This is a genomic window from Paenibacillus wenxiniae, assembly GCF_039822605.1.
In the GTDB taxonomy this organism is placed as follows: Bacteria; Bacillota; Bacilli; order Paenibacillales; family Paenibacillaceae; genus Saccharibacillus; species Saccharibacillus wenxiniae.
This window is the reverse complement of the sequence record NZ_JBCGUH010000003.1, coordinates 48,534-74,806: the sequence shown is the minus strand read 5'-3', so window position 1 is coordinate 74,806 and position 26,273 is coordinate 48,534. Positions and strand designations below refer to the sequence as shown.

Below are 26,273 nucleotides of genomic sequence, written 5' to 3'. Positions count from 1 at the left end.
AAAATCTTTCGGGTCATAACAGATGGGAGCGATATGGAAAAGAGCATTTTGTTATATCGCATCGTTCGTTTTTAGCTCAAACGATGAATGAAGACAAGTTGATATAGATGCTGAAGCTAGTCAAAATTGCATAAAGTTTTTATAAAAACCCTTGATCAATTATTTAGCAACACTTGGCTATGCTGGCTAGGTTGATGGTGATTATGATAGGCGTGTAGTCCAAATCCAAAAGGAGGAATAAAACAATGGCAAACATTAACTGGAACAACGGGCAATTGATTACTTTAGGAGTTGGTGATACCGCTACAAGCAATGGCAGTCTGAATTGGGGGCAATTGTATGCACTGATTTTTTACAATAGTGCAAGTGCAAATACGTCGACAAACGTTACAGTTGTCGCAGGATCGCTGCCACCAAAGATTGTTACCGTTCCGGGTACAACAGCTCAACAAGGTTTGGCATCGGTAGTGTTTTTTAACGGATCGGACAGCAATACGATTTCCGCCTCCATTTTGCAGGGTGAAACGGGCAGTCAAATTCAAGCGTTTATTGCCAGTGTGAAAATGCCGCTCGATACGACTGGTATTAACAATGTATCGTTGCAAGCAGACGGTCAATACCATGCGTTTAATAAATTTACCCGCTATTACACCGTACCTGCGAGTCATTGGTATCAAGGCACACTCAAAAGTAATATTAATCAATTTATCTCGATTCAATTTAAAGAGAGCTCTGCGATTGTGAATGTATTAAACGCTCCAGACGGTACGACTGTACATGTGGACGGCTTGGGTATTGCAGCTACGCAAAACCAATTTAAAATTTACACCACACCAGCCTCTACATACTCTTGGTCTGTTCGAGGCGATGGTACGCAATATGTTTGGGTCAATGCAGATAGCGCTCAAGATTCACAAGATGCTGCCATCTCGCTGCAATCGCTTAGCGCTTTATACTGATAACAATTCATTAATAAACTTATATTGTAAAGGGGATTGGGAACACAATCGAGTTAGCTGTGGAGGAAGTATCCATATGAGTATTTGTATGCACACATTGAGTATGGTATGGGAAATTGCCGTCTGTCTGGTAAGTGTGGGCTTTTGCGGTATGGGTGTGTTGTACTATTGCGTGCGGAATAATAAATGATTTGAATTCATCAACTATTAGGAGGTCATGAACAATGACAGTTGTACACGTATCGCCACCGTGGTATACCGTTTGGAATCAGATTCATAGCACGATCGGACAAGACGCCTCCGTAACGGTTGAGCCGCTCGACACTTCGCACAATCCGTATGTGGTGGAGATCGTAGTGAAAGATGCCGACAAAGGTGCGGCGCTGGCGGCGATTCTCGTGCCAAGCTATCCGTTTGGCGGTGTGAGCGTCGAAGTTCAGGTTGTTGATGTGAGCGGTAAACCATATCAGCCGGCGGTAGCGAAAGATATTCAAGGTGTGGCAAATCTGTTTCAGACGGCACTAAAGGAAAATCCGCTATTCACAAGCATTGAGGTACGTCCGTATTTGCCGATTCAATCGTCCCAGGTGGTATTCCCGATTTTCGCAGCTACGGTCATCCAGTTCTACAATGATAACATGGTCGATTTTTACGGCAATTACAATAACACCGCTGCCGCTGTATTTCATCATATTTTGTTGCAAGCGGTAAATGGTATTACGGTGCTGGCAAGCACCAAGTTGAATCAATAAGCGCAGCGGTTTGCCGTTGCCGGATTCGGTATAGATAATATCATCCAACAGGTTGCATACAAGTGAAAAAGCAGCAAACAGGTGATACGCGCGTTCGTATCGCCTGTTTGCTATGATTATGCTCATATGGATGCACGTTATAGAGTTATTGCTGCGGCACGGAAGTTGGCGCAGCGTGCTGATGATAGCTGGCGCGTAAACAGCAGGCTACGCAGCGTATCCTATCTGTTCCAAGTTACGGTTTAAAGCCAATATGCTCGCGGTGGTCAAAATCGGCATCCATACAAACTTTTTTTGCAGCCGTCCCTGTGAACATTTATACTGATTAAAGGCGGTATCACAGCCTGTCTGTCCGACGGTCGCGCATCGTAACAGCATGCGACTTGAAACGCGGACAGCAACAACGACTGTACCTTTTGACCTTACTTTCAGATCATAATTCCAAATATGAACAACAATTAACGGGGGTTCCGACATGACAGCAGCAAAATTAACCGTAGGACTGATCTACGGTGGTAAATCCGGTGAACACGAAGTATCCTTACAGACGGCATTTTCCGTCATGAATGCACTCGATTATGACAAATATAATGCAGTGCCCATATATATCGATAAGCAAGGGCGCTGGAACATGGGGCAAACGCATGAAGCCGCACCAGCCAGCCTGGAATCACTGCAACTGAACAGTGGCGAATCTGCTACAGCCGAAGCGATGAGTGTACTGTGGCGCAAATTGAGCGGTCAGGAGAGTCTGATCGACGTATTGTTCCCATTGTTGCACGGTACATATGGAGAAGACGGTACGATTCAAGGGTTATTTGAAATGATGGATATGCCTTATGTGGGTGCAGGTGTACTCGCCTCTTCCGCAGGTATGGACAAAGCGATTATGAAAAGTCTGTTCGCTCAGGCAGGATTGCCACAATGTAAATACGAAACATTTATCGCAGCGGAATATGAAGCCAATGCCCACGATATTCTCGGCAATATCGAGCATAATCTAGGCTTCCCATGCTTTGTAAAACCAGCCAATCTCGGCTCCAGTGTAGGCATCAGCAAAGCGAAAGATCGCGCTGAACTGGAACGCGCCATCCAATACGCGCTGCGCTTTGATCTGAAAGTTGTCGTCGAGGAAGCAGTAGATGCACACGAAGTGGAAGTCGGCGTGCTCGGTAACGAGCTACCGCTCGCCTCTGTACCAGGCGAGATCGTATCTTCCAGCGATTACTACGATTACGATGCCAAATATCTCGATGGCAATTCGCGTATGATCATTCCAGCCGAGATCGACAGCGAGCTGGCAGAAAACCTGCGCGAACTTGCTCTGCGTGCCTTTAAAGCGATCGACGGCAACGGCCTGTGCCGCGCGGACTTCTTCGTCCGCCGCAGCGACCGCGCGATTATGATCAACGAAGTTAACACGATGCCAGGCTTCACTGCCTACAGCATGTATCCGCTACTATGGCGTGAAACCGGCAAATCCTATCCAGAACTACTTGACCAGCTCATCCAGCTCGGTCTGGACCGTTATAACAAGCGTCACACCCTGCAATTCAAGCGCGACTAAGCCTTGTCTGACAGACGGCGCTCCCAGTATAGCCCCGTCATCCTAACGTGACGGGGCTATACTGGTTTGTATTTGTATTTGTATTTTGTATTGCTAGCATCAGTTCCAATACTAGTGCCAGTGCCTAGTACTGATGTAGTTATAAATGCTTAATTGAATGTATTGTGCTTGTATGCTCAAACAACACACTCTCATCAAACCCAGCACATCAGTTTTCAACTTAAACCTACAACCTCTTCAACTGTTATACCCACCCCTCAAACGGTTTATGGTTTAATAAGACAAATCACGTACATTAACTAACTACACCACCACTTGATCAAGGAGGCGAACAATATGGGCTTTCAAACTGAATTTAATTCCGTTTGCAAATTCAAAAGCGAGCAAGAGCTGTTAGATATGCTCGAATACGGCAAAGGGAAAATGGTCAAACAAGGTTTTCGCGTATTCCCTACTGGACAGAAGGTCATTGCCTATACCCCGGAAAACACTGCGATTGCCATCGTGAAAATTACCGGCTGTATCGCAGAAATTAATTTTCAAGGTCATGAAGTGACCGAAGTGGAGATGGAGCTGGTGCGTAAGCTGACACCAGAAGAATCACGCGTGCAAACCGAGCTGGCACACGAAATGTTTTTCGGTGAACAGGAACAGCTGGACATATGATCGTCCGCTTTGGTTACGTCGCCATCTCATTACAGCTCAAAGATGCTTCTCCCTCTAAGACGATGACGATGACCAATTTTCGCAAGCTGCCTGATCGGGATGCTGCCCTGCACAGACTGGAAGCGATCGGGCGCGCTAATTTGCAAACGACGCTACGTGTGCTCAAGCATAATGTGGCAGAGGATATTCAGATGTACCGCATGAGTTCGAAGCTGATTCCACTTGCTACCCATGCGGAGCTACAGGATTGGGACCCGATCACCGTGCTGCAACCGGAATTTGCTGAAATTGGCGAGTATGTGCGTCAGCATCATTTGCGCGTGTCCTTTCACCCGGATCACTTTACCGTTGTGAATACGCCCAAGCCGGAAGTGTTGGAAGCAGCGATTCGTGATCTACGCCATCATGTGCGTATGCTGGATGCGATGGGTTTGGATGCACGTTCGAAAAACAATATCCATGTCGGTGGTGCCTACGGTGACAAGCCTACATCAGGTGATCGATTTGTTGAGCAGTTCGCCACCCTGGATGACGATATCCGCTGCCGGATCACACTTGAAAATGATGATAAAACATTTACCACACCGGAGACGTTACACATTGCCCAGCGTGCCGGACTGCCGATGGTGCTCGATATTCATCATCATATGGTGAACAGCGAAGGCGAGCCTGCATCGCTATACTGGCCGGATATCGCGCGTACATGGGAATCGCCGCTGGCGCGTACCGATGTGCCGGATGGCAGTCATTTGCCGCCGAAAATTCATGCATCCAGTCCACGCAGTGCGACCGATCGTCGCAGTCATGCAGATGGGGTAGAGGCAGGGCCATTACTCGACTTTTTGCGTCAGGCAGCACGCACGTCCAGTCATCTGGATGTGATGCTGGAAGCAAAGCACAAAGACCTGGCTTTGCTGCAACTAATGAACGATTTGCGCGCCTTTGAAGGGGACGGGGTACGTATCATCGACAAAGCGAGTATCGAAGTGTTACCTTAAAGATAGACGATATGTCTAAACTGATGCAGACCCGCTGGAGCTGTCCAAAAGGATAGACGCGGTCGTCTGTATCCATACTTAATTGATGTGGATATGCAAGTTTCCATACCGGACTGCGGCTTCGGCTGGCAGTCTAATATACCCAGGGGGATTGAACATGGAAGATAACCAAAAGCAGCCCTATGTTGTCAGCAGTAAAAGTCGTGTCGCTGTAGCGATCAATGCAGCATCCAAAACAGGCGAATGGATTAAAAGTAAGCTCGGCAGCTACCGTCAATTGGATACGAAAACCTCTTCCCAGGATCTCGTAACCGAAGTGGACAAAGGCGCAGAGCAGATGATTCGTAAGCTGGTGCAGACGTATTGCCCTGGCGATGCTTTTCTCGGTGAGGAAAGTGCTGGTGTTGGTGCAGAAGCATCGATTCGTGCGGTGGAAGCAGTGAAAGATGAGGAATATGTATGGATTGTAGACCCGATTGATGGTACGACCAACTTTGTGCATGGCTTTCCATTTTACTGTGTTTCGATTGCGGTTGCGCACAAAGGTGAGGTTATCGTTGGTGTCGTTTACGATCCAACCCATGATGAATTATTTGTAGCGGAAAAGGGTAAAGGCGCCTATGTACACGGCAATCTGATGAAGGTTGCGGATCATATGAAACTGTCTGAATCGCTTGTAGCAACAGGCTTCCCTGCAAATACAAGCGTAGAACGCAATACGAAGTCTCTTATCGATCTGTTGCCGAAAGTACGCAGCATTCGTAATGGTGGATCAGCAGCACTTCATCTCGCTTATGTAGCAGCTGGACGACTGGATGCATATTGGGAAGTCGGCTTGAACGCTTGGGATCTGGCAGCAGGTGCGCTGCTCGTAACTGAATCAGGCGGACGAATCGGTGATATCTCCGGTACAGATTATGAGCTGACTGTGCGTAATATTGCGGCAACGAATGGGCATATCCATGAAGAGTTGCTCCAAGAACTGCACGCATCTGGATTGAAGTGACTGTAGCAATGGGCTATAACTACTGCGCGCAGCAAGCAGTTGATTTTACCGATGAAAAAACGGGTAAATGAGTAGTAGTCAGCTAGTCATCGATTTATCGCTGTTCTGTAATACGCTGTATAGTAATGTTATTATGCTGTATGGTCATCATGCCGTATGATGCACTGCGGGAACGGCCATAGCGTTTATTCAGACTAACGCTAACAATTACCAAACTTAACGATGCAGGGGAGTGAGCGTATATGTCATCATCCGACGAACTGGAACGTGAACTGAGTGAGCGTCTAACCGACGGGGAGATGGTGGAGGAAGAACGTGATCGTCGCGAACGTCGACTGATTCCACCAAAATATGAAGTGCGCATCCAGATGGAGCATGACCCGATCGTCGAAGAGACGCTACAATACCGCAAAATGGCTCGTGAGCTGGATGATCGGTATGATGATTATTTGAAGCGAGCGAACCACTCGGAGCAGGCGAACGAGGATAAGGAATCGGGAGCTAGTGAAGGATGATCGTCGCGGAATTGGATCTGTTTTAGTGGAATTTGATCTATTTTAATGAGTGTATCGCGACTTTAAGGGATACATTTCAACGATATCAAGGCCATACGGCTGCCGTAGTCCGCAATCTGGCTACCGCAGCCGTTTTTTGTATAGTGGATGGTGTTTCGTTTAATTCAGGTGAGTAAGACAGAAAATGAGTAGATAAACTGAATACACAACATAAACAGACTAGGGTGTGTACGCAAACTTTTTGCAGTGGAATCAACTACTGCGGTAAGAAATAAGGGGACGGACTCCGATCTCGCACAGGAATCTACGAAATAGTAATACATGATAGGTGCTCACACGTATACGAGTTTGCGTATACGCCTTAGTCCATTGACCGCTTTAAACTCAACGCCTGATGGCGTTTATCTTGTGAACATCGCCTCTGTATTACAACATAAACTTATCTCTGCTGCGATACATCATATTTTACAGATAGCGTAGTCAAAGTACGACATGAATGCACAACATAATTAATGGATAAAAAGGGAAAAAGGAGCGACTTATGAACAATATAAAGCCTGAGTACAACCATCACAATCGCAATGAACGATCCTTGCAACCAATGGCAACAGAGCGTGTTCCACTGTTCACCGCCAAGAACTCGATAAACGGTAAAAAGAAAATCTGGTACCAGCTATTGCTTTCTGGTGTAATGACCGTACTTCTAGTAGGAAGCAGTGCCATTCCAGTCTCTACGGCATATGGTGCTGGTGCTACGGCAAATATGAATGGAGCGAAGACAGGAACGGTAGCAAGCACATCATCTACGCCAAGCTCCACAATAGCTAATGGAGGCAATCAAGCGTATGAGCATATCGTCTTTCTCGGGGATTCGCTGACCGTTGGGTATGAGCCGGATCGTAAATCGTCCAATTACGACGGTTTTACGGTGCGTTTGAAAGAGCAGGAATTGTTTCGCGGGCGAGCGATGGTAGATAATGAAGGCATTCTCGGCTTAACGAGTAGTGGGCTGCACCAGTATATGAATGCAATCACCGCCGGGAAAAAGGTCAGTACCAGCGATATTCAGAGCAATTTGCCAGGCGCAGCACGCACGCTGGATGGTGCCAGTGTCGCCAAACAAATTCGTAGCGCCAATCTGATCACGATTACAATTGGCGGAAATGATTTCCTGAATGCACTCGGTTCACTGACCGCATTGCCACAGGATCTATCCGGTCTGAAGCTGGAGCCTGTTATTAGTAGCTATGAAAATAATCTCAAAGCGATTGTCGATCAACTGATTGCGCTCAATCCATCCGCAACGATTGTAATCGCTGACCAGTATCAGCCCGTGCCTGCCGTATCCGGTGCCGAGTTGTATCGTAATCTGAACAGTCTGGCAGCGCAATTTAGCAATATTGTGGATCGTACCGCATCTAGCTACAAGGCACAGGGCAAAGATGTACGTGTAGCGCATATTGCCGAAGCGTTTAAGGACAATGAACTGAGCATGACGCATATTGCTGAGGGCGATATTCATCCAAATCCTAGCGGTTATCAGTCCATCGCGGTTGCTTTTAGCCGTGCGATCTGGGGTGAAAATGGGTATCGTACTCCGCCAACTTCGGTGAATTCGACGGATCTTACGATCGTTTATACGAATGGACGTTTGCTGAATAGTTCGGTACCACCGATCGTCCGTAATGGTCGGACGTATGTTGCTCTGCGCGATGTGACGGCTGCATTCGGCGCCCGTGTAGCCTGGTCGGATCAAACGAAGCAGGCAACCGTAACGGGTGGCAGCAGCAACGTAGTCATTCCGCTTGGTGGTCATGCGATCAAAGTAAACGGTCAAAATGTACCGACCGATGCGCCTGCGTTTGTGCAAAGGGGGAAAACGTATGTGCCGCTCGCCGTACTGGCAGATGGTTTAGGTTATGATGTGCAATATGTGAAGCGCTGGAAAGCGGTGTTTGTACGTCAGTAAGGGCATGAATACTAGCTTCAAATACAATTCAACTACAAAGTAAATGGTTTCAGCGCTGCATAGTATAGATGTGTCTCATATCCGTCCGATCTCTGTCCTATCTTGGGTGCATGCCGTTCTTTGGCGTATGCTGTATATGTATAAACACAAATATCTTCCATCTCTACGCGTATAAGTTGAATCCTATCTCTTTAATTGCCGCTCGTTCATTATATTTTAATAGCAATGAATATCAAACAATAGTAATGAATATCAAACTTGAAATAGATAAATATAGGTGTGATAAACAAAGCCGAAGTATAGAAGGTCATCCGTTATACTTCGGCTATTTAGCTATGTAATGCTACATATATGGCGGAGCGGCACAATAGGCTTTCACGTAAAATGGCTTTATTTTTCACTAATCCTCGTTATAATATACAGTAAATTCCGATCCCAACGTTCCTCTGCTCATTCTCCGCAAGATCGCAACATTTGATTCCAGCAGCTCCGTCAAAGTAAGCAAAGTGATTAAGCTTATCCATATTGAAAAATAATAAAAAAGATGCGTATTCCTAGTCTATCTGCGTATGCTCGGTAGTTTTGGAATATAGTATCGATCAAGACTAACAGGGCTATTAAAAAAACCAAAGACGTCCTATACAATGCAACAAGACTACCAATCCCAATCCGGTTATGGGGGGAGATCATATGCTGGCTCGTTTTAAAAGCGCTTACATTAATCTGGGTATCCATCGTCAAATGTTACTGCTGATCTCGGCACTGATGCTGGGCAGCTTTGCATCCTATGGACTTGTACTGAATATGGTGTACAACACGTATGACAATCAGATGTATGAGAAGACGTCTGAGCTACTGAACATGTCTTCATTTGAGATCGAAAATCAGCTCAAAGATATGGACAATCTATCATTTCGCGTCGTGACCGATGAGCAGCTTCAACGGTATTTGTTCCAGCTTCAGCAGCAAACGTCCATTTATGAAAAGAATGTGATTCGCAAAAAGATTACCAATCGGCTCGTCGCTTTTGCTGGCTCGGAGAAGTTTGTGTACTCCATGCTGGCGATCGATCGCGAGGGCGAGCTGATGTTTGCCGGTAACAGGGAAGGGATACCTGCGCCCATGCGACCGGAGCTTATCCGCCTGGCGCAGCAGCATGGCGGTTCCAATGCCTGGTATGCCGGGGATCAAGGCGAATTGATTGCCGTCCGTCAGTTTAAGCAATTCAGCGGCTCGACCTTCACACTGAATGATCTGGGCACGATTATGATTCGGGTACGGATCGATCGGATCGTGCAGGAGCATGTGGAGAGCAGTTCAGGCAGTCAGTTGATCATTTCAGATGGGAACAAAATTCTGTACCCGGAGCAATTGCCGCTTAGCCGTACTACGATCGATGAAGGACTCGGGGGCAACAAGCCATATGGTGTCATTGCTGGAAACGGAGAAAGCTTTTTCTCGGCACGCATTCAGTCGCCGTATACAGGCTGGACGTACCTGCATATGACACCATTTGATTCGATGTTTCAGCGGTTGATCTGGATCAAGCAATTGGTGACCGTAGTGTTTATCGGCATTTTCCTGCTGGCACTACTGCTTGGCACCAAGTTATCACGCAGCATTACCCACCCGATGGAACGACTGCTGCAAAAGATGCGTACCGTGGAAACCGGCAATTTGGATCAACTGGGCGAATTACCTGCTGATCCGTCCACGACGAGAGCACAAAATGAAGTTGGACTGCTCCATCGTACATTTAACCGGATGCTACGGCGTATTCGAGAGCTAATCGATGAAAATTATGCCAAGCAGCTCGTCATTCGCGAAACCGAGCTAAAAGCACTCCAGGCGCAGATCGATCCCCATTTTCTGTATAACACGCTGGAGTCGATCAACTGGATGGCAAAGATGAACAAACAACCGGAAATATCACGTATGGTGGAGGCGCTTGGTTTTCTGCTGCGCAGCTCAGTCAATATGACCGACAAGGTAATTCGACTGGAGGATGAGCTGGACATCGTGCGTAGCTATGTGACGATTCAGCGGATGCGGTTTGAGGAACGGCTGAATTTTGCAATTGAGGTGCCGCCGGAGCTGGCTGATATGCTCATTCCGAAGCTGACGCTACAACCGCTCGTCGAAAATGCGATCCATTATGCGCTGGAACCGAAAATTGAAGCATGTCATATTCGCATCAAGGCATGGGCAGAACAAGATGCTGTGCATATCGTTGTGGAGGATGATGGGCCTGGTATGACGGAACAATTTCTGAAACGATTGCATCAGGGGCAGGTGCAGACACGCGGTAAAGGCATCGGGCTAAACAATATTATCGAACGCATTCGGCTTACATTTGGCCCGGAATATGGGCTACAGATCGAGAGTGAGCCGGATGTGTGCACAGCGTTCCATATTCGTATTCCATATAACAAAGGGGAGCTATACGATGTACAAAGTGCTGTTGGTAGATGATGAGCGGATGATTCTGGAAGGGATCTCCAGTGTGGTCGATTGGCAGGCGAGCGGAACCGAACTGGTCGGAACAGCACGTAACGGGCTGGAAGCGTATGAACGGATTGTCGAGACGCAACCTGATATTGTCATTAGCGATATCTCGATGCCCGGCTTGGATGGGATCGGACTGGTCGCGAAGACGTGCGAGCAATTTCCGAATATACGCTTTATTATGCTATCTGGATACAAGGACTTCGATTATGCGAGGCGAGCGATGCAATACGGCGTAAAGCATTACCTGGTCAAACCATGCAATGAGCAGCAGATTGAAGCGGCGATTGCAGAGCTGTTAGCGGAGCGTGCGGCTGAGCAGGAGCGTGAGCTATTCGTCAGTCGGATGCGTGAGCAATTCAGCCGTATGTTACCGCAGGTGAAGGAACAATTTCTGAAGGAATTTATCTCCAACAAAATGTACGGCAGCCGCGATCTTGCCTATTATGAGCGCTTGTTCCATATGCAGCTCAGCGATCGTACCGTCAGACTGGTGCTATTGCGCGCTGAAAACTCTAACGAATATGAGCATTTATTTGCTCTGAAAAATATCGCTGAGGAGGTGCTGGAAGGAGTGTTGATGGGCACGACGATTCAGTTGCACGATGAGCTATTGCTGTTACTGGATGATTCGGGCGATATAAAAGGCTTGATGGAAGGGCTGAATGAAGTCAAAGAAGTGTTCGCTAGCTTTTACAAGCTGGAACTAACCGCTGCCGTTAGTGAGGCAGGGCGGATGGAGGAACTGCGGCAATTGTATCGCAATGCGCGTCAGTATATGACACAGCGCTTCTATGTAGGTGGCGGTAGCTTGATTACCCGTCAGGATGTGGCACTCAGTGATGGACGCGAGCACAACGGATTCGAGCTGGATGAGGAGCAATTCACGATGATGATCAAGTCCGGACAGGTGCAGGAGGTGGAAACGGAAATTGCCGGACTGTTCACCACACTCGGTGAACAGCGGCACGATATTGCGGTGACGCGCTCGTATGTGCTACAGCTGTATGCGGTTATGCTGCGCTTGTATCCAGAGGACGAACGCAGTGCCCCAACTGCACGACTGGCCGAACTATCCCGGCTGGACACATTGACTGGATTGCATGATTTTATCCGGCAGGCTGCTGTGGAATTAACGGGCGGATACTATCGCAGCAATATGAATCGGCAGTCGTCTGTGGTGAATAAAATGCTGCGCATTATCGAGGACAATTATATTAATGCGGAGTTGTCTTTGAATGGGGTAGCGAATCAGATGCTGTATATGAACCCGGACTATCTCGGTAAAATTTTCAAAAAGGTGACGGGGGATAATTTCTCGCATTATGTGAATCGCTATCGGATTGAGCGGGCGATGGAGCATATCCGCCGTAGTGGAGATGTGAAGGTGTTTGAATTGGCGGAGTTGTTCGGGTTTGGAGGGAATTCGCAGTATTTTAGTCAGGTGTTTAAAAAGGTGACGGGGATGACGCCGACGGAATACCGTAGGTGCGGGGAGTAATGTGCTTGAAGCTTTGAAGTCTTGAAGTTCTGAAATGCTGAAGTTCTTAAATTATTAAGTTCTTAAGTTCTTAAGTTCTTAAGTTCTTAAGTTCTTAAGTGCTTCAAGTGCCTAAAGTGCTTGAAGTGCTTGAAGTGCTTGAAGTGCTTGAAGTAATTAGAGCGCTTGGGTGAATGTTTGGTATGGGGGCATCAAGCACTCCGGCAAGGAATAAGGGAACGGACTCGGGTGGAGCCGCGGGAATCTACCGGATTAGGATTGAATGTAGATTCCCGCCCCTCCAAAGCTGTAAGATATTTTGCTTCGCAAAAATCACTTTTTTATTGCACCCCGTGTTAGGAGATCGCTAACACTGTAAGCTGTAAGATATTTTGCTTCGCAAAAATCACTTTTTATTGAACCCCGTGTTAGGAAATCGCTAACACTGTAAATCGTCCTTTTCCCTTATTTCCTTGCCTCCGTTCTGTGCTGCTCGCATCATTTTCAAGAGCATCAAGAGCATCAAGAGCATCAAGAGCATTAAGAGCACCAAGAGCACCAAGAGCATTAAGAGCATTAAGAGCACCAAGAGCATCAAGAATGCTAAGGACATGAACAGCTTTACAGGATCTAAAAGCACTAAAAGCACTAAGATCCTCAAAAGCATCAAGAACTTTAAGAGCACTGCAAACACGATCTTCCCATGTGGAAGAGCAGCAGTAAAAAGCAGGGGAAACAGTAAAAATCCTCTCCAGATTAGTTCACTGGAGAGGAGCGGGGACGTTATAAGCTTGCTAGTTATGGAGTTCATTTTGGATCAGGGTCTATTCCGGAATTTTGATGTAAATGCGGGCGTTATTGTCTTTGGTGATCCATGTGACCTGGGCGCCGGAAGCTTCGGCTACGAAGCGGAGGTTGACGTAGAATAGTTGGTCATTCTGGTCATAGACGGGGGGTTCGATCAGGTCGAATGCTTGTCCGTTGACATAGGCTTTATCCGAATTGGCGGTTAGCATAATGGTCGTATGGTCATTGCTGGCGGTTACGGATTTTTTGGTGTTATCCCAATCGACGTTCATATGTAGTTTTTCAAATACGGGACGAAAGGGAACGTAGGTGATGCCTGCTGTCGAGACGACGGCGTATAGATCTACGTTTTCGTTATTTACATACACTTCCGGCTGTTCCAGCGAGGCATACGCTTGATGAACGTTCACGAGCATGCACACCACCAGGAGCGCCAGTATATATATGGATTTGCTGATTTTCATCGATTTAGCCTCCATCATTCAATCTCATCATCATACGCTTATAGTATACACGTTGACTCGGAAATGAACAGGTGGATGATGAATGAAAGGGTGGCAGATCAATGGCTAGTCGTCTCGGATGGGACAAATTGGAATCGATAATGTTTATGCTGGCGGTGTCTGCATATGTGCTTGTAAACGATCAGACATATATTTAAATTTAATACTATTATAAAATTTCTAATAAAAAAGCGTCTCATTTCAATTCAATTAATAAAATACTGAAAGGAGACGCTCTTATTTAAGTGATGTTACGAATTATTTCAAATTAGGATTTGTGATATAAATGTTAGCGTCTGTATCGGTTTTAGACCAGTTCACAACTGCGCCTGTGGATTCAGCAACAAAACGCAAATTCACATAAAATAGTTTATCATCTGGATTGTAGACTGGAGGATTGATTAATTGCACGGCTTTGCCATTGACGTATGCTGTGTAGGAATTATTAGTCAATACAATCGTTGTCGTTCCATCAGTGGCAGTTACTGATTTTTTAGCATTGTCCCAGTTAACTGTCATATTTAATTTGCTGAAAATTGGTCTAAAAGGAACATAAGTAACACCTACTACTGAAACATGTGCGTAAATATCCATTTTTTGATTGTTTACATAAACATTAGGCTGTAGTAAAGAAGCATGTGCTAAATTAGAAACTGTAAAAATAAGCATCATTGTAAGTAGAAAGGTAGATGATAACTTTTTGAGATTCATTTGTTGACCTCCATAGTTTTATTAGTCTAGCTGCATTTATAAAGCAATTAAATTTGTTATTGAACGTTGATTGTAACACTATTGCCAGTACGTGTTACAGTAGCATGGTCTTCGCTAGGAGTTATAAATTCTCCATTAGCAACGTCAGTACCATCTACTTTAATATTAGAATAAAATGCATAGTTTCTGCCTGTATCATCTTTTGATACAACTGTCGATAGTAATTTCCAAGCAGAAATTTTTTGGATATTCCAACTGGCGTTAGAATCAATAATAGTAATATTGTGTGTATCAGCCAGTATTTTACCCAGTCGATTAGGGCTTACAGTTGTGCCGTCTACTTTAAGCCTTACTTTTCCGTTGTTATTGTACCACATGTATAAAATAGCATCTGTCCCTGGTTTATAGCCATTGTTAAATTGGCCTTCTAAGTTATTAGGATCAGGAAACAAGTTACTAGCATATTGAGTCCAACCCTCCTTATCAGGACTAGTTTTTTGTTTTAGTATAATGATAGGCTTCCATCCCCATGTTGATCCAGTAGGTCCTAAGTTCTTGTAATAAGATAACCCCATATCAGCCGCCCATGATCCTACACCACCTGTGGCACTTGAATTATATTCGAATCCGCCATAATTGTAAGGGCCATATCTAGTTAAATCAGAACTAACTTGAGACTGTGTTGGTATTCTTAATTTTGCGCTTAAATAACTGCCGGGTGCTCCAACTCTGGAAATCCCGATTTTCCCACCAACGCCATCGCTGATGAAACCCGATTGAGCTTGAAGTGTAGTTATGGAGCTTTGCAAAGCTTGCGTATTGCTTTGTGTATTATTTGTAATAACTAATTGAGGGGTAGTGTGAGCAGCCTCTTCATACAAATAAACATGTTGATCATCATAAGTAATGTAATCGTATGTAGTATTGTCATATGTTGTCGTTGTTGCTGTTAGACTTAGTTTGGAGCTTTTTTCCTGCCGGAGAGCAGCGGTAGCATTTTGTACTATCCATGCTAAAGCATCGTCTGAAACGTTCTGATCTTCGAAGTGAAATACATTTAATGTTGTGCTAGATGTGCTTTCTATTTCTACACTGGGACTTGCTACAGATGAAACTGGAAATGCTGCTAAACTACATAGCAAAACTGGTAATACTACTTTTTTTAGGTTTTTCAAGTAATAATCCTCCTTTTATTGTAACTACGTAAATTAAATTACATTCTTGTTATGAAAAATTCAACATACTACCACACTTATAAATGTGCTTTTTTTTGAACAGTTGATTATTTGTACACTATATAATTCGAAAGTTTTTACTTGCTTTCTCTACATATCACAATACCGTGCGACTCTGTTTTTTACACCAAAACCTCGGATTTGTGTATTCATTTGCTTCTGCACATCTGCGAAAATAAAAACAAGATTATAATGTAAGCGTTAACAAAAACACATACCAACTGCTCCTGTATTCCATTTATCGCTAGATCAGACCGTTCATAACGAGAGGGGATAACAAGCATGAAGACGAAAAAGACAGCAGCGATCGCCGTACTGGTAGCCATTTTGCTCATGATTACAGCGTGTGGCAATTCCGGCAGCAGTACAGGCGCCAGTGGTGGGGATCAGGGAAGCAAGACGATTCGTATCGCCTGGTGGGGTTCGGATACGCGTCATAGCTATACGCAGCAGGTCATCGATCTGTACAAAAAGCAAAACCCTGGCGTTAACATCGATGTCGAGTACGCTTCCTTTGATGATTACTGGAAAAAGCTTGCTCCGCAAGCGGCTGCCAATCAACTGCCTGACATTATCCAGATGGACATTTCTTATATTAGCCAGTATGCGAAAAATGGTCAGTTGGAAGACTTAAAGCCATACATCGGGAACGGCATTAAGCTGGACGATGTGAGCGAGAGCGTGATTAGTACGGGCTTGATTGGCGGCACACAGTACGGCATTCCAGCAGGTGTGAACGTGCTGGGCTACCAGTACAATCCAGAGCTGTTGAAAAAGGCGGGTATTAACGAACTGCCAGCCAACTGGACATGGGACGATTACGAAAAGCTTGCTCTACAAGCGAAAGATAAAGGCATTTACTTTGACGAGTCGATGACCGCAGATGTGTTTTTTAACTACTATTTGAGAACGAAAGGGGCATCGCTCTACAATGCCCAGGGTACAGGACTTGGTTATGAAGACGATGCGCTATTCGCCGACTTCTTCGGTCGTCTAGCGAAGCTGATGAAAGAAGGCGCGACACCATCTCAAGAAACATTGAGCCAGAACAAAGGCATTTTGGAAGAATCTGCTGTTGTCAAAGGTACAGCGATCGGTACATGGCAGTGGTCGAACCAGTTTGTCGCACTGCAAAAAGTGTCTGACCGTCCGATGGCGCTAGCACCGATGCTCGGACCCGATATGGAAAAAGGCATCTACATGCAGCCAAGTATGTACTGGGCCATTTCGAAAAATTCACAATCCAAAGACGAAGCGGCTAAATTTATCGATTTCTGGATTAACAACGAAGAAGCAAACAAGCTGATTAAAGGCGAGCGCGGCGTACCGATCAGCTCTGCGGTCAAAGAAGCGATCACCCCAGAATTGACGGATGCCGAGAAGCAGGTATTTGATTTTGTTAGCAAAATGGAGCCAATCGCTTCTCCAATGAGTCCACCGCCACCGGTCGGTTCTGCTGAAGTTATCGCCAGCCTGTCCGACTATGTGGAACAGATTAACTTCGGACAGATCACAGCTGCTGATGCCGCTGCCAAATTCCGCGCAGACGCGAACTCGATTCTGTCGAACAATCAGCCATAACGATGGCTGATCACATAGTTAGGTGATCTGTAAGCATGGTCGTTATAAGAAATGCGGAATAGAAAGGAACAAGGGGACGGACGCTGATTTTACAAAGGAATCTACGGAGGGGGAGCGCTAACACGGTAAGTGGTCGTTCCCTGTGTCTCCTTCCCTCCGTTCTATGCTGCTGCCCCACTTATCTGAGTTTGCGTACACGCCCTGGTAACATGACGTGCAGCGAAAAGAAATTTTGCCAGTAACATCTCTTATTTTTCAAGCAACAGGAATCTTTATCGTATATTCATTTTTAAAAGCTGCCCTGATCTACACTACATTCATTCCTTTATTTCGTGCCAACGTGGTGTCTGCTCCAGCACATCAGCTTACGAAGCAACGATAACGACAATACAACAACCATCAACAACCATCTTAACACGTCATCGACGCAGCCTTTTGTGCCAGCCGCCGCATAGTCTCGGATGTTGGAGCAGGCTGCGTTATTTTAAACTAAAACGATCTATTACGGGAGGTGCATGAACGTATGCGAAACCATTCGCTCAAAGCCAATTTGACCGGCTATACGTTTATTAGTCCGTTCATTATCGGATTTCTGGCGTTCACGCTGATTCCGATGTTCATTTCGTTATATTTATCGTTTACGAGCTACAACCTGTTTAGCCCGCCACGCTGGGTCGGCTGGTCGAACTTTGAGAAGATGTTTACGAATGATCCGAAATATTGGAATTCGGTCAAAGTGACGCTTTATTACGTGTTTATCGGTGTCCCATTACGGCTAACTTTTGCGCTATTTGTGGCGATGATTCTGAATACTGCTTCTCGTATGATCGGTACATATCGTACCATTTACTATTTGCCTTCGATCATCGGCGGTAGTGTGGCAGTCTCGATCATGTGGCGTAATATTTTTAGCGAGCAGGGTATCGTGAATGGGATGCTGACTGCACTCGGCGCTGCACCTGTGCAGTGGTTTGGCAATCCGAACGCTGCACTTGGGATGCTGATTACGCTGTCCGTATGGCAGTTTGGTTCATCGATGCTCATTTTCCTCGCAGGTTTGAAAAATATTTCTGGGGAAATGTACGAAGCATCCAGTGTAGACGGTGCGAATCCGATTCGTAAGTTTTTCAGCATTACGTTGCCACTGCTCAGTCCGATCATTTTGTTCAATTTGATCATGCAGACGATTAGTGCTTTTATGACTTTCGTGCCAGCTTACATCATTTCCAAAGGCGAAGGCGGCCCACTCGATGGAACGATGCTGTACTCGTTGTACCTGTTCCGTCAGGCGTTTATGTTCAACAATATGGGTTATGCGTCTGCGATGGCATGGGTGATGCTAATCTTTATCGGCGTACTCACTTTCATTTTGTTCAAATCTTCGAAATTCTGGGTGTTCTACGAATCGGAAGGAGGCCGTTAAGCGATGGATGGACCAAAAGCACAGCAATATAGCACCGTTGCAAGTACGCGTATGCAGCGTGGAGCATTCTGGCGACGCATCAAATGGCCTCTGTATCACATCCTTGTTGGCGCACTTGCGCTACTGATGTTGTACCCGATTATCTGGATGTTTTTCAGTTCATTCAAGGAAAGCCGCACGATCTTTACGACAGCGACCACATTGCTGCCAGCAGAGTGGATCTGGACGAATTATGTGACCGGCTGGAAAGGCATTGGCGGCTATTCGTTTGGACATTATATTTGGAACTCGCTTGTTATCGTTGTGCTGTCCACACTCGGTGTGGTCATCTCATCCGCACTGATTGCTTTTGGCTTTGCCCGTCTTAAATTTGTTGGTCGCACGTTCTGGTTTGGCGTGATGATGGTCACATTGATGCTGCCGCACGATGTAGTGCTGGTGCCGCAATATATCATTTTCACTAAGCTCGGCTGGCTGAACACGATCTGGCCGATCGTGGTACCGCAATTTTTCGGCGCACCGTTTTTCATTTTCCTAATGGTGCAATTCATTCGTACTATTCCCAAAGAACTCGACGAAGCTGCCACCATCGACGGCTGCGGCAAATTTAGATTATTCCTGCAAATCATTATGCCACTGATCAAAGCATCGCTCGCCACCGCAGCGATCTTCTCGTTCTATTGGAGATGGGAAGACCTGCTCGGCCCGGTATTGTACCTTAATTCACCGGATAAATATACTGTCTCGATGGGTTTGAAAATGTTCCTCGACAGCGAATCTGCATCCAACTGGGGCGGTATGTTCGCCATGTCGATGGTCAGCCTGCTGCCTGTTATTTTGGTATTCTTCCTGTTCCAAAAGCATATCGTTGAAGGGATTAGTAGCAGTGGGATTAAGGGCTGAACAAGTATAGTATTAAAATTCATTGTTATACTCTTATACTCATCAAGTCGTGTTAGGAATAGGTTTCATCGATGTCCATACCGCATATTTTAACCGTACTCATATCGTATATGGATATAAATGTGGGCTGTAGAGCATGCATCACTTCAGAAAGAAAATACGGGAAAGGAAGACTTATCTTATTCCTTGCCGGAGTAGAGCATGCTCCCCAAAGAAGTTTTGCACAAATTCTCCCAAACTAAGGAGGTTCACCGTCATGCCAGCATTGCATTTCGACGAGCAACATATCAAACAAATCATCGACCGCGTTGTAGAGCGCACATTTAATATGGATTTTAACTGGGATTGGCCCGGCGGTGTGGCTTTTTACGGCGTTTGTGAAGCGTATGAAGCGACAGGCAAGCGCGAATATTTGGACAAATTGCGCGAATGGGTGGATGAAAATATTGCGGATGGACTGCCGCCGTTGTCCGTCAATGGCGTGTCGATCGGACACGGTTTGCTCACGCTGTATGAAGCGACAGGTGAAGAGCAATATTTACAGATCGCTAAAGAGATGGCAGAGTTTCTCGATACGAAAGCAGAGCGCTTTGCCGAAGGCGTGTTCCAGCACACGGTGAACTCGGAGACCGATATTTTCCCAGAGCAGGCGTGGGTCGATACGATGTTTATGGCAGGATATTATTTACTGCGTATCGGGCATTTGCTCGGTAATGAGCGTTATTTTGAAGATGGATTGCGGCAGTATCATGGGCATGAACAGCTACTACAGGATGAGGATACAAATCTGTATTATCACGGCTGGGACAATGTGCAGGGCAATCATATGTCTTCGATCTACTGGGCACGTGGCAATTCGTGGGCAGCATTAACGATGTCGAAGGCATTGCAATATGTACCGGTACAGCATCCCTCTTATATGATGATCGATGGCTCGCTGCGTGATCAGCTGAGTACACTGGTGCGCCTGCAAGCACCGGAAGGGCTATGGCATACGGTGCTGGATGATGAGACGTCCTATCTGGAAACGTCTGGTTCAGCGGGTATTGCTACGGCGCTGCTCATGAGAGGACGACTGTACAACAAATATTCGCAAAAGGCGATTGATGGCATACTGGCACGGATCAAGGAAGATGGCACCGTAACCGGCGTATCGGCAGGCACTGCCGTAATGAACGATATTGATGGCTACCGTCAGGTACCGGAAAAACGTATTCAGGGCTGGGGGCAGGGCTTAACGCTCGCGTTTCTAGCGCAAATTCTGCGTACGCGTCAGGATGTATACGGGCAAATGACCAGCAAGACGCCAGAGGATATCGAAGCTTCGTCTCGTACGGAATCAGTTTCAAGTCATACGCCTGAGCGTCATGGCGTGTCGGAGTCTGAAGCCAGCGCTGCGGATGAAGCAGGCGTAGAGACACATTGAGTGTAGTGCTGGAATACGCTACTGAACGCTACTGTACATTCGAAAGACATTCGAAAGATTTGAAAGATTCGAAATAAGCGAAGGTATGTCTTTAACATGTTTTACTAGGAAGTTTGATGCCGTTTGTGTTGATTAGATGATTGCTGTACGTGCACGCTATTCACTTAAAACGGGATTCTTTGCACCGATCAAATGACGAGGTTGATAGTTTGAAGTGGAAGGTTTGAAGATACTGGTTATTGCAGCATCCATCCTGAAAGTATCTTTAGTGATCCTATGTTGTTTTGATAACGATATGGCATCGATCGCTACAGCAAATTTACCACATTCTACTACAAACTCATCGATAACATTCATGCATAAAGTTCATCCACAATGTTCATTCATAAAGCTTATCCGTCAAAGTATATTCATCAAAGTTCATCCATCAAAGCCGATCCGTCCATTATTAGGACGAATCGGCTTTGAGTTTTAATTAGGCAGGTAAGATGATCGACGTAAGCAGGTATAGCTATGACTTAGTATCCGATCATCTCATGGCGTTAGGCAGGAAAATTAGGCTGGGACGATCGTATAGCTATGACTTAGCATCCTATCATCTATATCAAGTTGTGTACCAGTTCGCAGGCGATACGTAACAGATTACATCCAAGCACAATAACAGAAGTTACAAGCTACCAAACACACACAACACACACATATTGCTACATGACATAGCAGTAGAAAAATGAACCAACCTAACAGACTCAGCCGTCAATAATAATGATACAACTACATAAAATGATAAAGCAGGAATAGAGTCCCTTTTTTGATTCCTAAAATAAGGACTTGTCATTTTGTGATATGGATGCTATAACCAATGCGAATGAACAAAATGCTTGTTGATGACAAGTGTTAACGCATTGAAATACGAACTCAGCGAAGGAGTGCAGGTCGTCCATCATGCGCAGTGACAGGGCATGTCGCCATATATACACAAGCCAGGCATTGAATAACCGATGCAGCAACAACAACTGCAACATGCTCATTATTCGCCTAACAAGCGATTTGCAATACGTAACGTTTTGTAATAGAAGGTGGATTTTTGTCCATTCGTAGGTCAAATTTGTACTCCAAAGTATAGCCATACTATTGGCTTCGCTTTTTATCCAACTTACGGGTTTACAGATGAGTTACAGATCATACAAAACATATACCAGTTGAGGAGGCATGACGTGATGGGGAATGATGTATATTTGCGCACGATAGTAAAGAAAGGATTGGCTCTATGCTGTACGTTGTTGTTACTGCTCGTGCAGTTACCGACTTTTGTGTATGCCGCTGATGATGGCACAAAGGATGCCGGATTATCTTTATCTGGCAGCCAGCTACAGGTGAAGATTGGGCAGTATGGAGAAATTTCATCGCTCAAGCTAACGAATGATCTGTTCCCGACCGAATATGTGATGAATAAAACGGTCACTCCCGAACAGGATACATATGATCACCAGTGGATGGGCGAGCTATTGTTCACCTATCGCCTGGACGGGGGGGAATGGCGTAAGGCGTCCACGAATCAATCTGATGATGTGCGCCGAATCGAACAGAGTGGGCAGCAGGTGACGGTCACCTATGAGCATTCGAGTCATGCCGAGGGCATCCGCGATTTTCGCCTGACCGAGACGTATGCGATAAAGCCAGACGGCTCGTTAGGCTGGACGATCGGCATTGATAATACGAGCGGCAAAAAGCTGGAGATCGGTGATTACGGGTTGCCGATGCCATTTAACGAGCAATGGAATTATGGGGATGAAATTTATGAGACACGGGTCGTGACGCATGCCTTTGTGGCGAATCATAGCTCGTATATTACAGCCAGTCGTCCCAGCGGATTAGGACCGTATTTGTTATTTATGCCGGATGCGGATACCGGAGCAGGATTAGAGTATCAGGATCGCTGGCGCATTGAAGAACATCCGGGCAGCAAGTGGGCATGGAATCCAGCTAATGAAGGCAAATGGATCAAAGGGCTGAACGTATTTTATCCGCATTCGGCAGTGATTCGCTCGACGAATCGAGGCTACTTGCCAAATACAAGTCTGACGCTGAATCCGCAGGCAAGCAGCCGGTATGGATTTACCTTTGCAGCGGTGAAGGATGAGCAGCAGATGAAACAGACGCTGTATGAGCACGGATTGATCGATATGACGGTCGTGCCAGGTATGATTGTACCGACGAATCAACCGATTCAGTTTGATCTGCGCACCAGTCAGCCGATTCGTAGCGTTACCGATGACCGTGGTCGACCGATTGCGCTGGATCGAACGAAGACCGGTGACCATCATATGTATCGCTGGTGTCTGGAACGGATTGGACCGCAAAATGTCACGATCCAGTATGGCAATGGCAAGCGAACGGTAATGCAATTTTACGGTATAGAGCCAGTCGATAAGGCGCTGTCCACACATGCGAACTTTATGGTCGATCAGATGCAGTGGAATGCGCCGGGTGATCTGCGTGATAAGGTGTATGACGACTGGATGATGCATACGAAGCAGAAGCGCAATGCCTTTAACGGCAATGTATTTGATACACCGGAGCCGTGGGGCTGGGGTTGGGGAGATGATTGGGGACTGACACATGGGTTATTCCTGGCTGAGCAAAATCGATTGCAGCCGGTAGCGCGTCAGGTGCAATCGCTGGATGATTATTTGGAAACGGTGATCTGGGATAAAGTGATGAAAGATCATCATGATGATGATTTGGTACGTAATTTCCTGACCGCGGATGAAGGGGCGACACTGACCGATCGCGGTTATGCGTATCCGCATGTATACAATACGTATTTTGATATGTATAGGATTGCGCGTGATTATCCGGGTCTGATCGCCTACAAGCATGATCCGAATACGTATCTGCTGCGTGCGTATCATATTTTGAAAACACTTTACGATGGGCCGGTCAATTACAGTCTGGCAACAGGCTTGATGGGTGGACAGACGACACCGGAGTTAATCGCTGCCCTGGATCGTGAAGGCTATGTAAAAGAAGCAGACGATGTACGAGACAAGATGGAGCGTAAATATGCTAATTTTAGAGGCAACAAATATCCGTATGGTTCCGAATATTCCTATGACAATACAGGCGAAGAAGAGGTGTATACACTTGCTCGTTCCAAATGGGAGTCCGGTCAGGATACCGATAAGGCGCTGAGTATGATGAGCGAGATCAATTCCAAGACGAGGGCTAGCCGTGGACAGATGCCAGTCTGGTACTATTACGCCGATCCAGTTACGAATACGGGGGATAACTGGTTTAATTTCCAATACACGACTTCACTGGCAGGCTATACGATGGATGATTGGATTCGTCATCATCTCGTATCTGATCAGCCAGCTGAAGCAGCAGAGCAGCTTCGTCTGGCGTATGCATCCAAGCTGGCGAATGTAGGGGCGATTAATAGTGGACAGATGAGTACCGATCCTGCCAATATCGGTGCTGCTTCATGGACGTATCAAGCGGAAAAGGGCAATCAAGGCACGAACGGTACAGGTGGCGGACGCGACATCCCACTGATGAACGGATGGCGTAGCATGACAGGTGAAGCCGATCTAGGACTATTCGGCGCATTGCGTATACTGAGTGCCGATGTGGCGGATGATCCGATCTTCGGTCTGATCGGTTACGGTGCGAATGTGAAAGATACGGGTACGACATATCAGATTACACCAACCGATGGTGTATACGGGAAGCTGCATATTTTGCCGCTTAACTTTAATATGGAGCTGCAACGTGATCAATATCGACAGGCAGAGATTAGCAAAGATAAGCGTGAAATACATCTGCATATGACGAATACATTCCCATCTCAAGCACATGCGACAGCGATTAATTTCAGTGGATTAGCGCGTTCTGCTTATGGGGTTAAAGTAAACGGTCAGCCTGCTGGAACGCTAAATGCATTTGCGGATCGAGTGACGTTAAATGTCTATGCACCGACACAAGCCGACTATACGATTGAGCTGTCAGCGATTCGCTCTGGTAGCAATGAAGCTCCACAAGTTAATGCTGGAGCGGATCAACGTGGAGTGGCAAGAGAACCCGTATCACTGGTCGGTACCGTAACAGATGATGGACTACCATCTGGCCCACCACGTGCGCATTGGAGCGTCGTGGCTGCACCGGCAGGTGGCAAGGCTGAATTTTACAATGCAGATGCGGCTCGGACCAGTGTGACAGCGAGCACATATGGGGATTATACATTCCGTCTGACGGCAACCGATGGTAGTTTGAGCAGCAGTGATACAGTGACGGTTCATGTGTATGCTGAGCCAACATTACCGAACTTGCTCGCATCGTATCCTTTTGATGAAGATAGCGGAACCGTTGCAAACAGTACGTATGGCAACAAACAGCCTGCCTTACTACAAAATGGAGCTGCATGGGCAACCGGTGTGAACGGCAGGGCTGTATCGCTCAATGGACAGGGCGCTTATGTACAATTACCGAATGATGTACTCGGCGGTAGTCATGATCTGACACTGGCGCTATGGACGAAGGCAGAATCGTTGCAAGATTATAGCTCACTATTCGATATCGGGCCGAATCAGTTCCTCTATCTGTACCTTGCTCCTCAGGTAGAAGGGCATATGCAGTTCGCCATCACGAACAATGGGTCCAATGGCGAGCAGACCGTCGAAGCACCGGTCATGCCAACAGGCGTATGGACTCATGTCGCGGTGACGCTATCGGGTTCCACAGCGATCCTGTACGTAAATGGTGTAGAAGTGGGACGTAATGATCATATTACCGTTGACCCTGCCACATTCGGTCATACGACCAAAGATTATATGGGCAAAACAAGGTACGATGATCCGCCATATCATGGTTTACTAGACGATTTCCGTATCTATAGTCGTGCTCTGAATGCCAGAAAAATCGCAGCTCTGGCTCATTCAGACAGCAAATCGCAGTGATTGTTGATCTACCAGCAAGCCACATGGTATATAGTTTCATGAAATAGATGCAAAAAGCAGCGAATGGATTCCCCTATTGGGGTTGCTTCCCATTCGCTGCCTGTATACGAACCGATTTACATGCGTAATATTACTGAAAATTCAAGGGGTAACTGTATGTGCATCATAGCTAAATGAGCCATAGTGTAGCATCGATATGTTCATTTTCGTTTTAATGTCTCTGTTTCAATGTCTCTAATGTATGCACAGAAGCAGAAATATATTAAATCGCGGTGCATAAAGTGCGAAAGATTCGATGTGAAAATAGAAGGG

18 protein-coding genes are annotated in these 26,273 nt (G+C 46.1%); 15 read left to right on the top strand and 3 right to left on the bottom strand.

The features are described 5' to 3' along the window. Positions 1-245: 245 nt before the first annotated feature. The 10 genes from AAHF22_RS06470 to AAHF22_RS06425 all read left to right on the top strand — a co-directional run bounded on the left by AAHF22_RS06470 (position 246) and on the right by AAHF22_RS06425 (position 12,438). Positions 246-959 carry a hypothetical protein gene (locus AAHF22_RS06470; protein WP_347324176.1) on the top strand — a complete coding sequence of 238 codons (714 nt, stop codon included), beginning with the start codon at positions 246-248 and terminating at the stop codon, positions 957-959. Positions 960-1,183: 224 nt separating this feature from the next. Continuing rightward, complete coding sequence (locus tag AAHF22_RS06465; protein WP_347324175.1) at positions 1,184-1,711, top strand: hypothetical protein; 528 nt, start codon at positions 1,184-1,186, stop codon at positions 1,709-1,711. A gap of 475 nt (positions 1,712-2,186) precedes the next feature. Further along, positions 2,187-3,278 (top strand): D-alanine--D-alanine ligase, encoded by a 1,092-nt coding sequence (locus AAHF22_RS06460; protein WP_347324174.1) that lies wholly within the window; start codon positions 2,187-2,189, stop codon positions 3,276-3,278. A gap of 336 nt (positions 3,279-3,614) precedes the next feature. Beyond that, positions 3,615-3,944, top strand: coding sequence for a hypothetical protein (locus AAHF22_RS06455; RefSeq protein ID WP_347324173.1), 330 nt, complete (start codon positions 3,615-3,617; stop codon positions 3,942-3,944). Then, positions 3,941-4,942, top strand: coding sequence for a UV DNA damage repair endonuclease UvsE (gene uvsE, locus AAHF22_RS06450; protein ID WP_347324172.1), 1,002 nt, complete (start codon positions 3,941-3,943; stop codon positions 4,940-4,942). The genes AAHF22_RS06455 and uvsE overlap by 4 nt, the downstream gene beginning before the upstream one ends. A gap of 157 nt (positions 4,943-5,099) precedes the next feature. Further along, positions 5,100-5,948, top strand: coding sequence for an inositol monophosphatase family protein (locus AAHF22_RS06445; RefSeq protein ID WP_347324171.1), 849 nt, complete (start codon positions 5,100-5,102; stop codon positions 5,946-5,948). Positions 5,949-6,190: 242 nt separating this feature from the next. Beyond that, complete coding sequence (locus AAHF22_RS06440; RefSeq protein WP_347324170.1) at positions 6,191-6,463, top strand: hypothetical protein; 273 nt, start codon at positions 6,191-6,193, stop codon at positions 6,461-6,463. A gap of 541 nt (positions 6,464-7,004) precedes the next feature. Beyond that, positions 7,005-8,432 (top strand): SGNH/GDSL hydrolase family protein, encoded by a 1,428-nt coding sequence (locus AAHF22_RS06435; protein ID WP_347324169.1) that lies wholly within the window; start codon positions 7,005-7,007, stop codon positions 8,430-8,432. Positions 8,433-9,122: 690 nt separating this feature from the next. Further along, positions 9,123-10,904 carry a cache domain-containing sensor histidine kinase gene (locus AAHF22_RS06430; protein WP_347324168.1) on the top strand — a complete coding sequence of 594 codons (1,782 nt, stop codon included), beginning with the start codon at positions 9,123-9,125 and terminating at the stop codon, positions 10,902-10,904. Beyond that, positions 10,879-12,438 carry a response regulator transcription factor gene (locus tag AAHF22_RS06425; protein ID WP_347324167.1) on the top strand — a complete coding sequence of 520 codons (1,560 nt, stop codon included), beginning with the start codon at positions 10,879-10,881 and terminating at the stop codon, positions 12,436-12,438. The genes AAHF22_RS06430 and AAHF22_RS06425 overlap by 26 nt, the downstream gene beginning before the upstream one ends. 803 nt (positions 12,439-13,241) lie before the next feature. On the opposite strand, the gene AAHF22_RS06420 is transcribed toward AAHF22_RS06425, so the two are convergent. From AAHF22_RS06420 to AAHF22_RS06410, 3 genes are all read right to left on the bottom strand, one after another. Beyond that, on the bottom strand, positions 13,242-13,688 hold the full coding sequence (locus tag AAHF22_RS06420) for a copper amine oxidase N-terminal domain-containing protein (protein ID WP_347324166.1): 447 nt from the start codon (positions 13,686-13,688) through the stop codon (positions 13,242-13,244). A 297-nt stretch (positions 13,689-13,985) separates the two neighbouring features. Next, the gene (locus AAHF22_RS06415) at positions 13,986-14,438 is read right to left on the bottom strand and encodes a copper amine oxidase N-terminal domain-containing protein (RefSeq protein ID WP_347324165.1); all 453 of its coding nucleotides are present in this window, start codon (positions 14,436-14,438) and stop codon (positions 13,986-13,988) included. 56 nt (positions 14,439-14,494) lie between these two features. Continuing rightward, positions 14,495-15,613, bottom strand: a complete 1,119-nt coding sequence (locus AAHF22_RS06410; protein ID WP_347324164.1) for a YrpD family protein — start codon at positions 15,611-15,613, stop codon at positions 14,495-14,497. Positions 15,614-15,955: 342 nt separating this feature from the next. Between AAHF22_RS06410 and AAHF22_RS06405 the strand changes: the two genes are divergently transcribed. The 5 genes from AAHF22_RS06405 (at position 15,956) to AAHF22_RS06385 (ending at position 25,961) form a co-directional block, all read left to right on the top strand. Continuing rightward, the gene (locus tag AAHF22_RS06405; RefSeq protein ID WP_347324163.1) at positions 15,956-17,254 is read left to right on the top strand and encodes an ABC transporter substrate-binding protein; all 1,299 of its coding nucleotides are present in this window, start codon (positions 15,956-15,958) and stop codon (positions 17,252-17,254) included. 523 nt (positions 17,255-17,777) lie between these two features. Then, positions 17,778-18,677, top strand: coding sequence for a carbohydrate ABC transporter permease (locus AAHF22_RS06400; RefSeq protein WP_347324162.1), 900 nt, complete (start codon positions 17,778-17,780; stop codon positions 18,675-18,677). Positions 18,678-18,728: 51 nt separating this feature from the next. Beyond that, on the top strand, positions 18,729-19,580 hold the full coding sequence (locus tag AAHF22_RS06395; RefSeq protein WP_347324641.1) for a carbohydrate ABC transporter permease: 852 nt from the start codon (positions 18,729-18,731) through the stop codon (positions 19,578-19,580). 256 nt (positions 19,581-19,836) lie between these two features. After that, a complete protein-coding gene (locus AAHF22_RS06390) occupies positions 19,837-21,006 on the top strand; it encodes a glycoside hydrolase family 88/105 protein (RefSeq protein ID WP_347324161.1) in 1,170 nt (389 codons plus the stop codon). Positions 21,007-22,223: 1,217 nt separating this feature from the next. Next, the gene (locus AAHF22_RS06385; protein ID WP_347324160.1) at positions 22,224-25,961 is read left to right on the top strand and encodes a DUF5695 domain-containing protein; all 3,738 of its coding nucleotides are present in this window, start codon (positions 22,224-22,226) and stop codon (positions 25,959-25,961) included. Positions 25,962-26,273 lie beyond the last annotated feature (312 nt).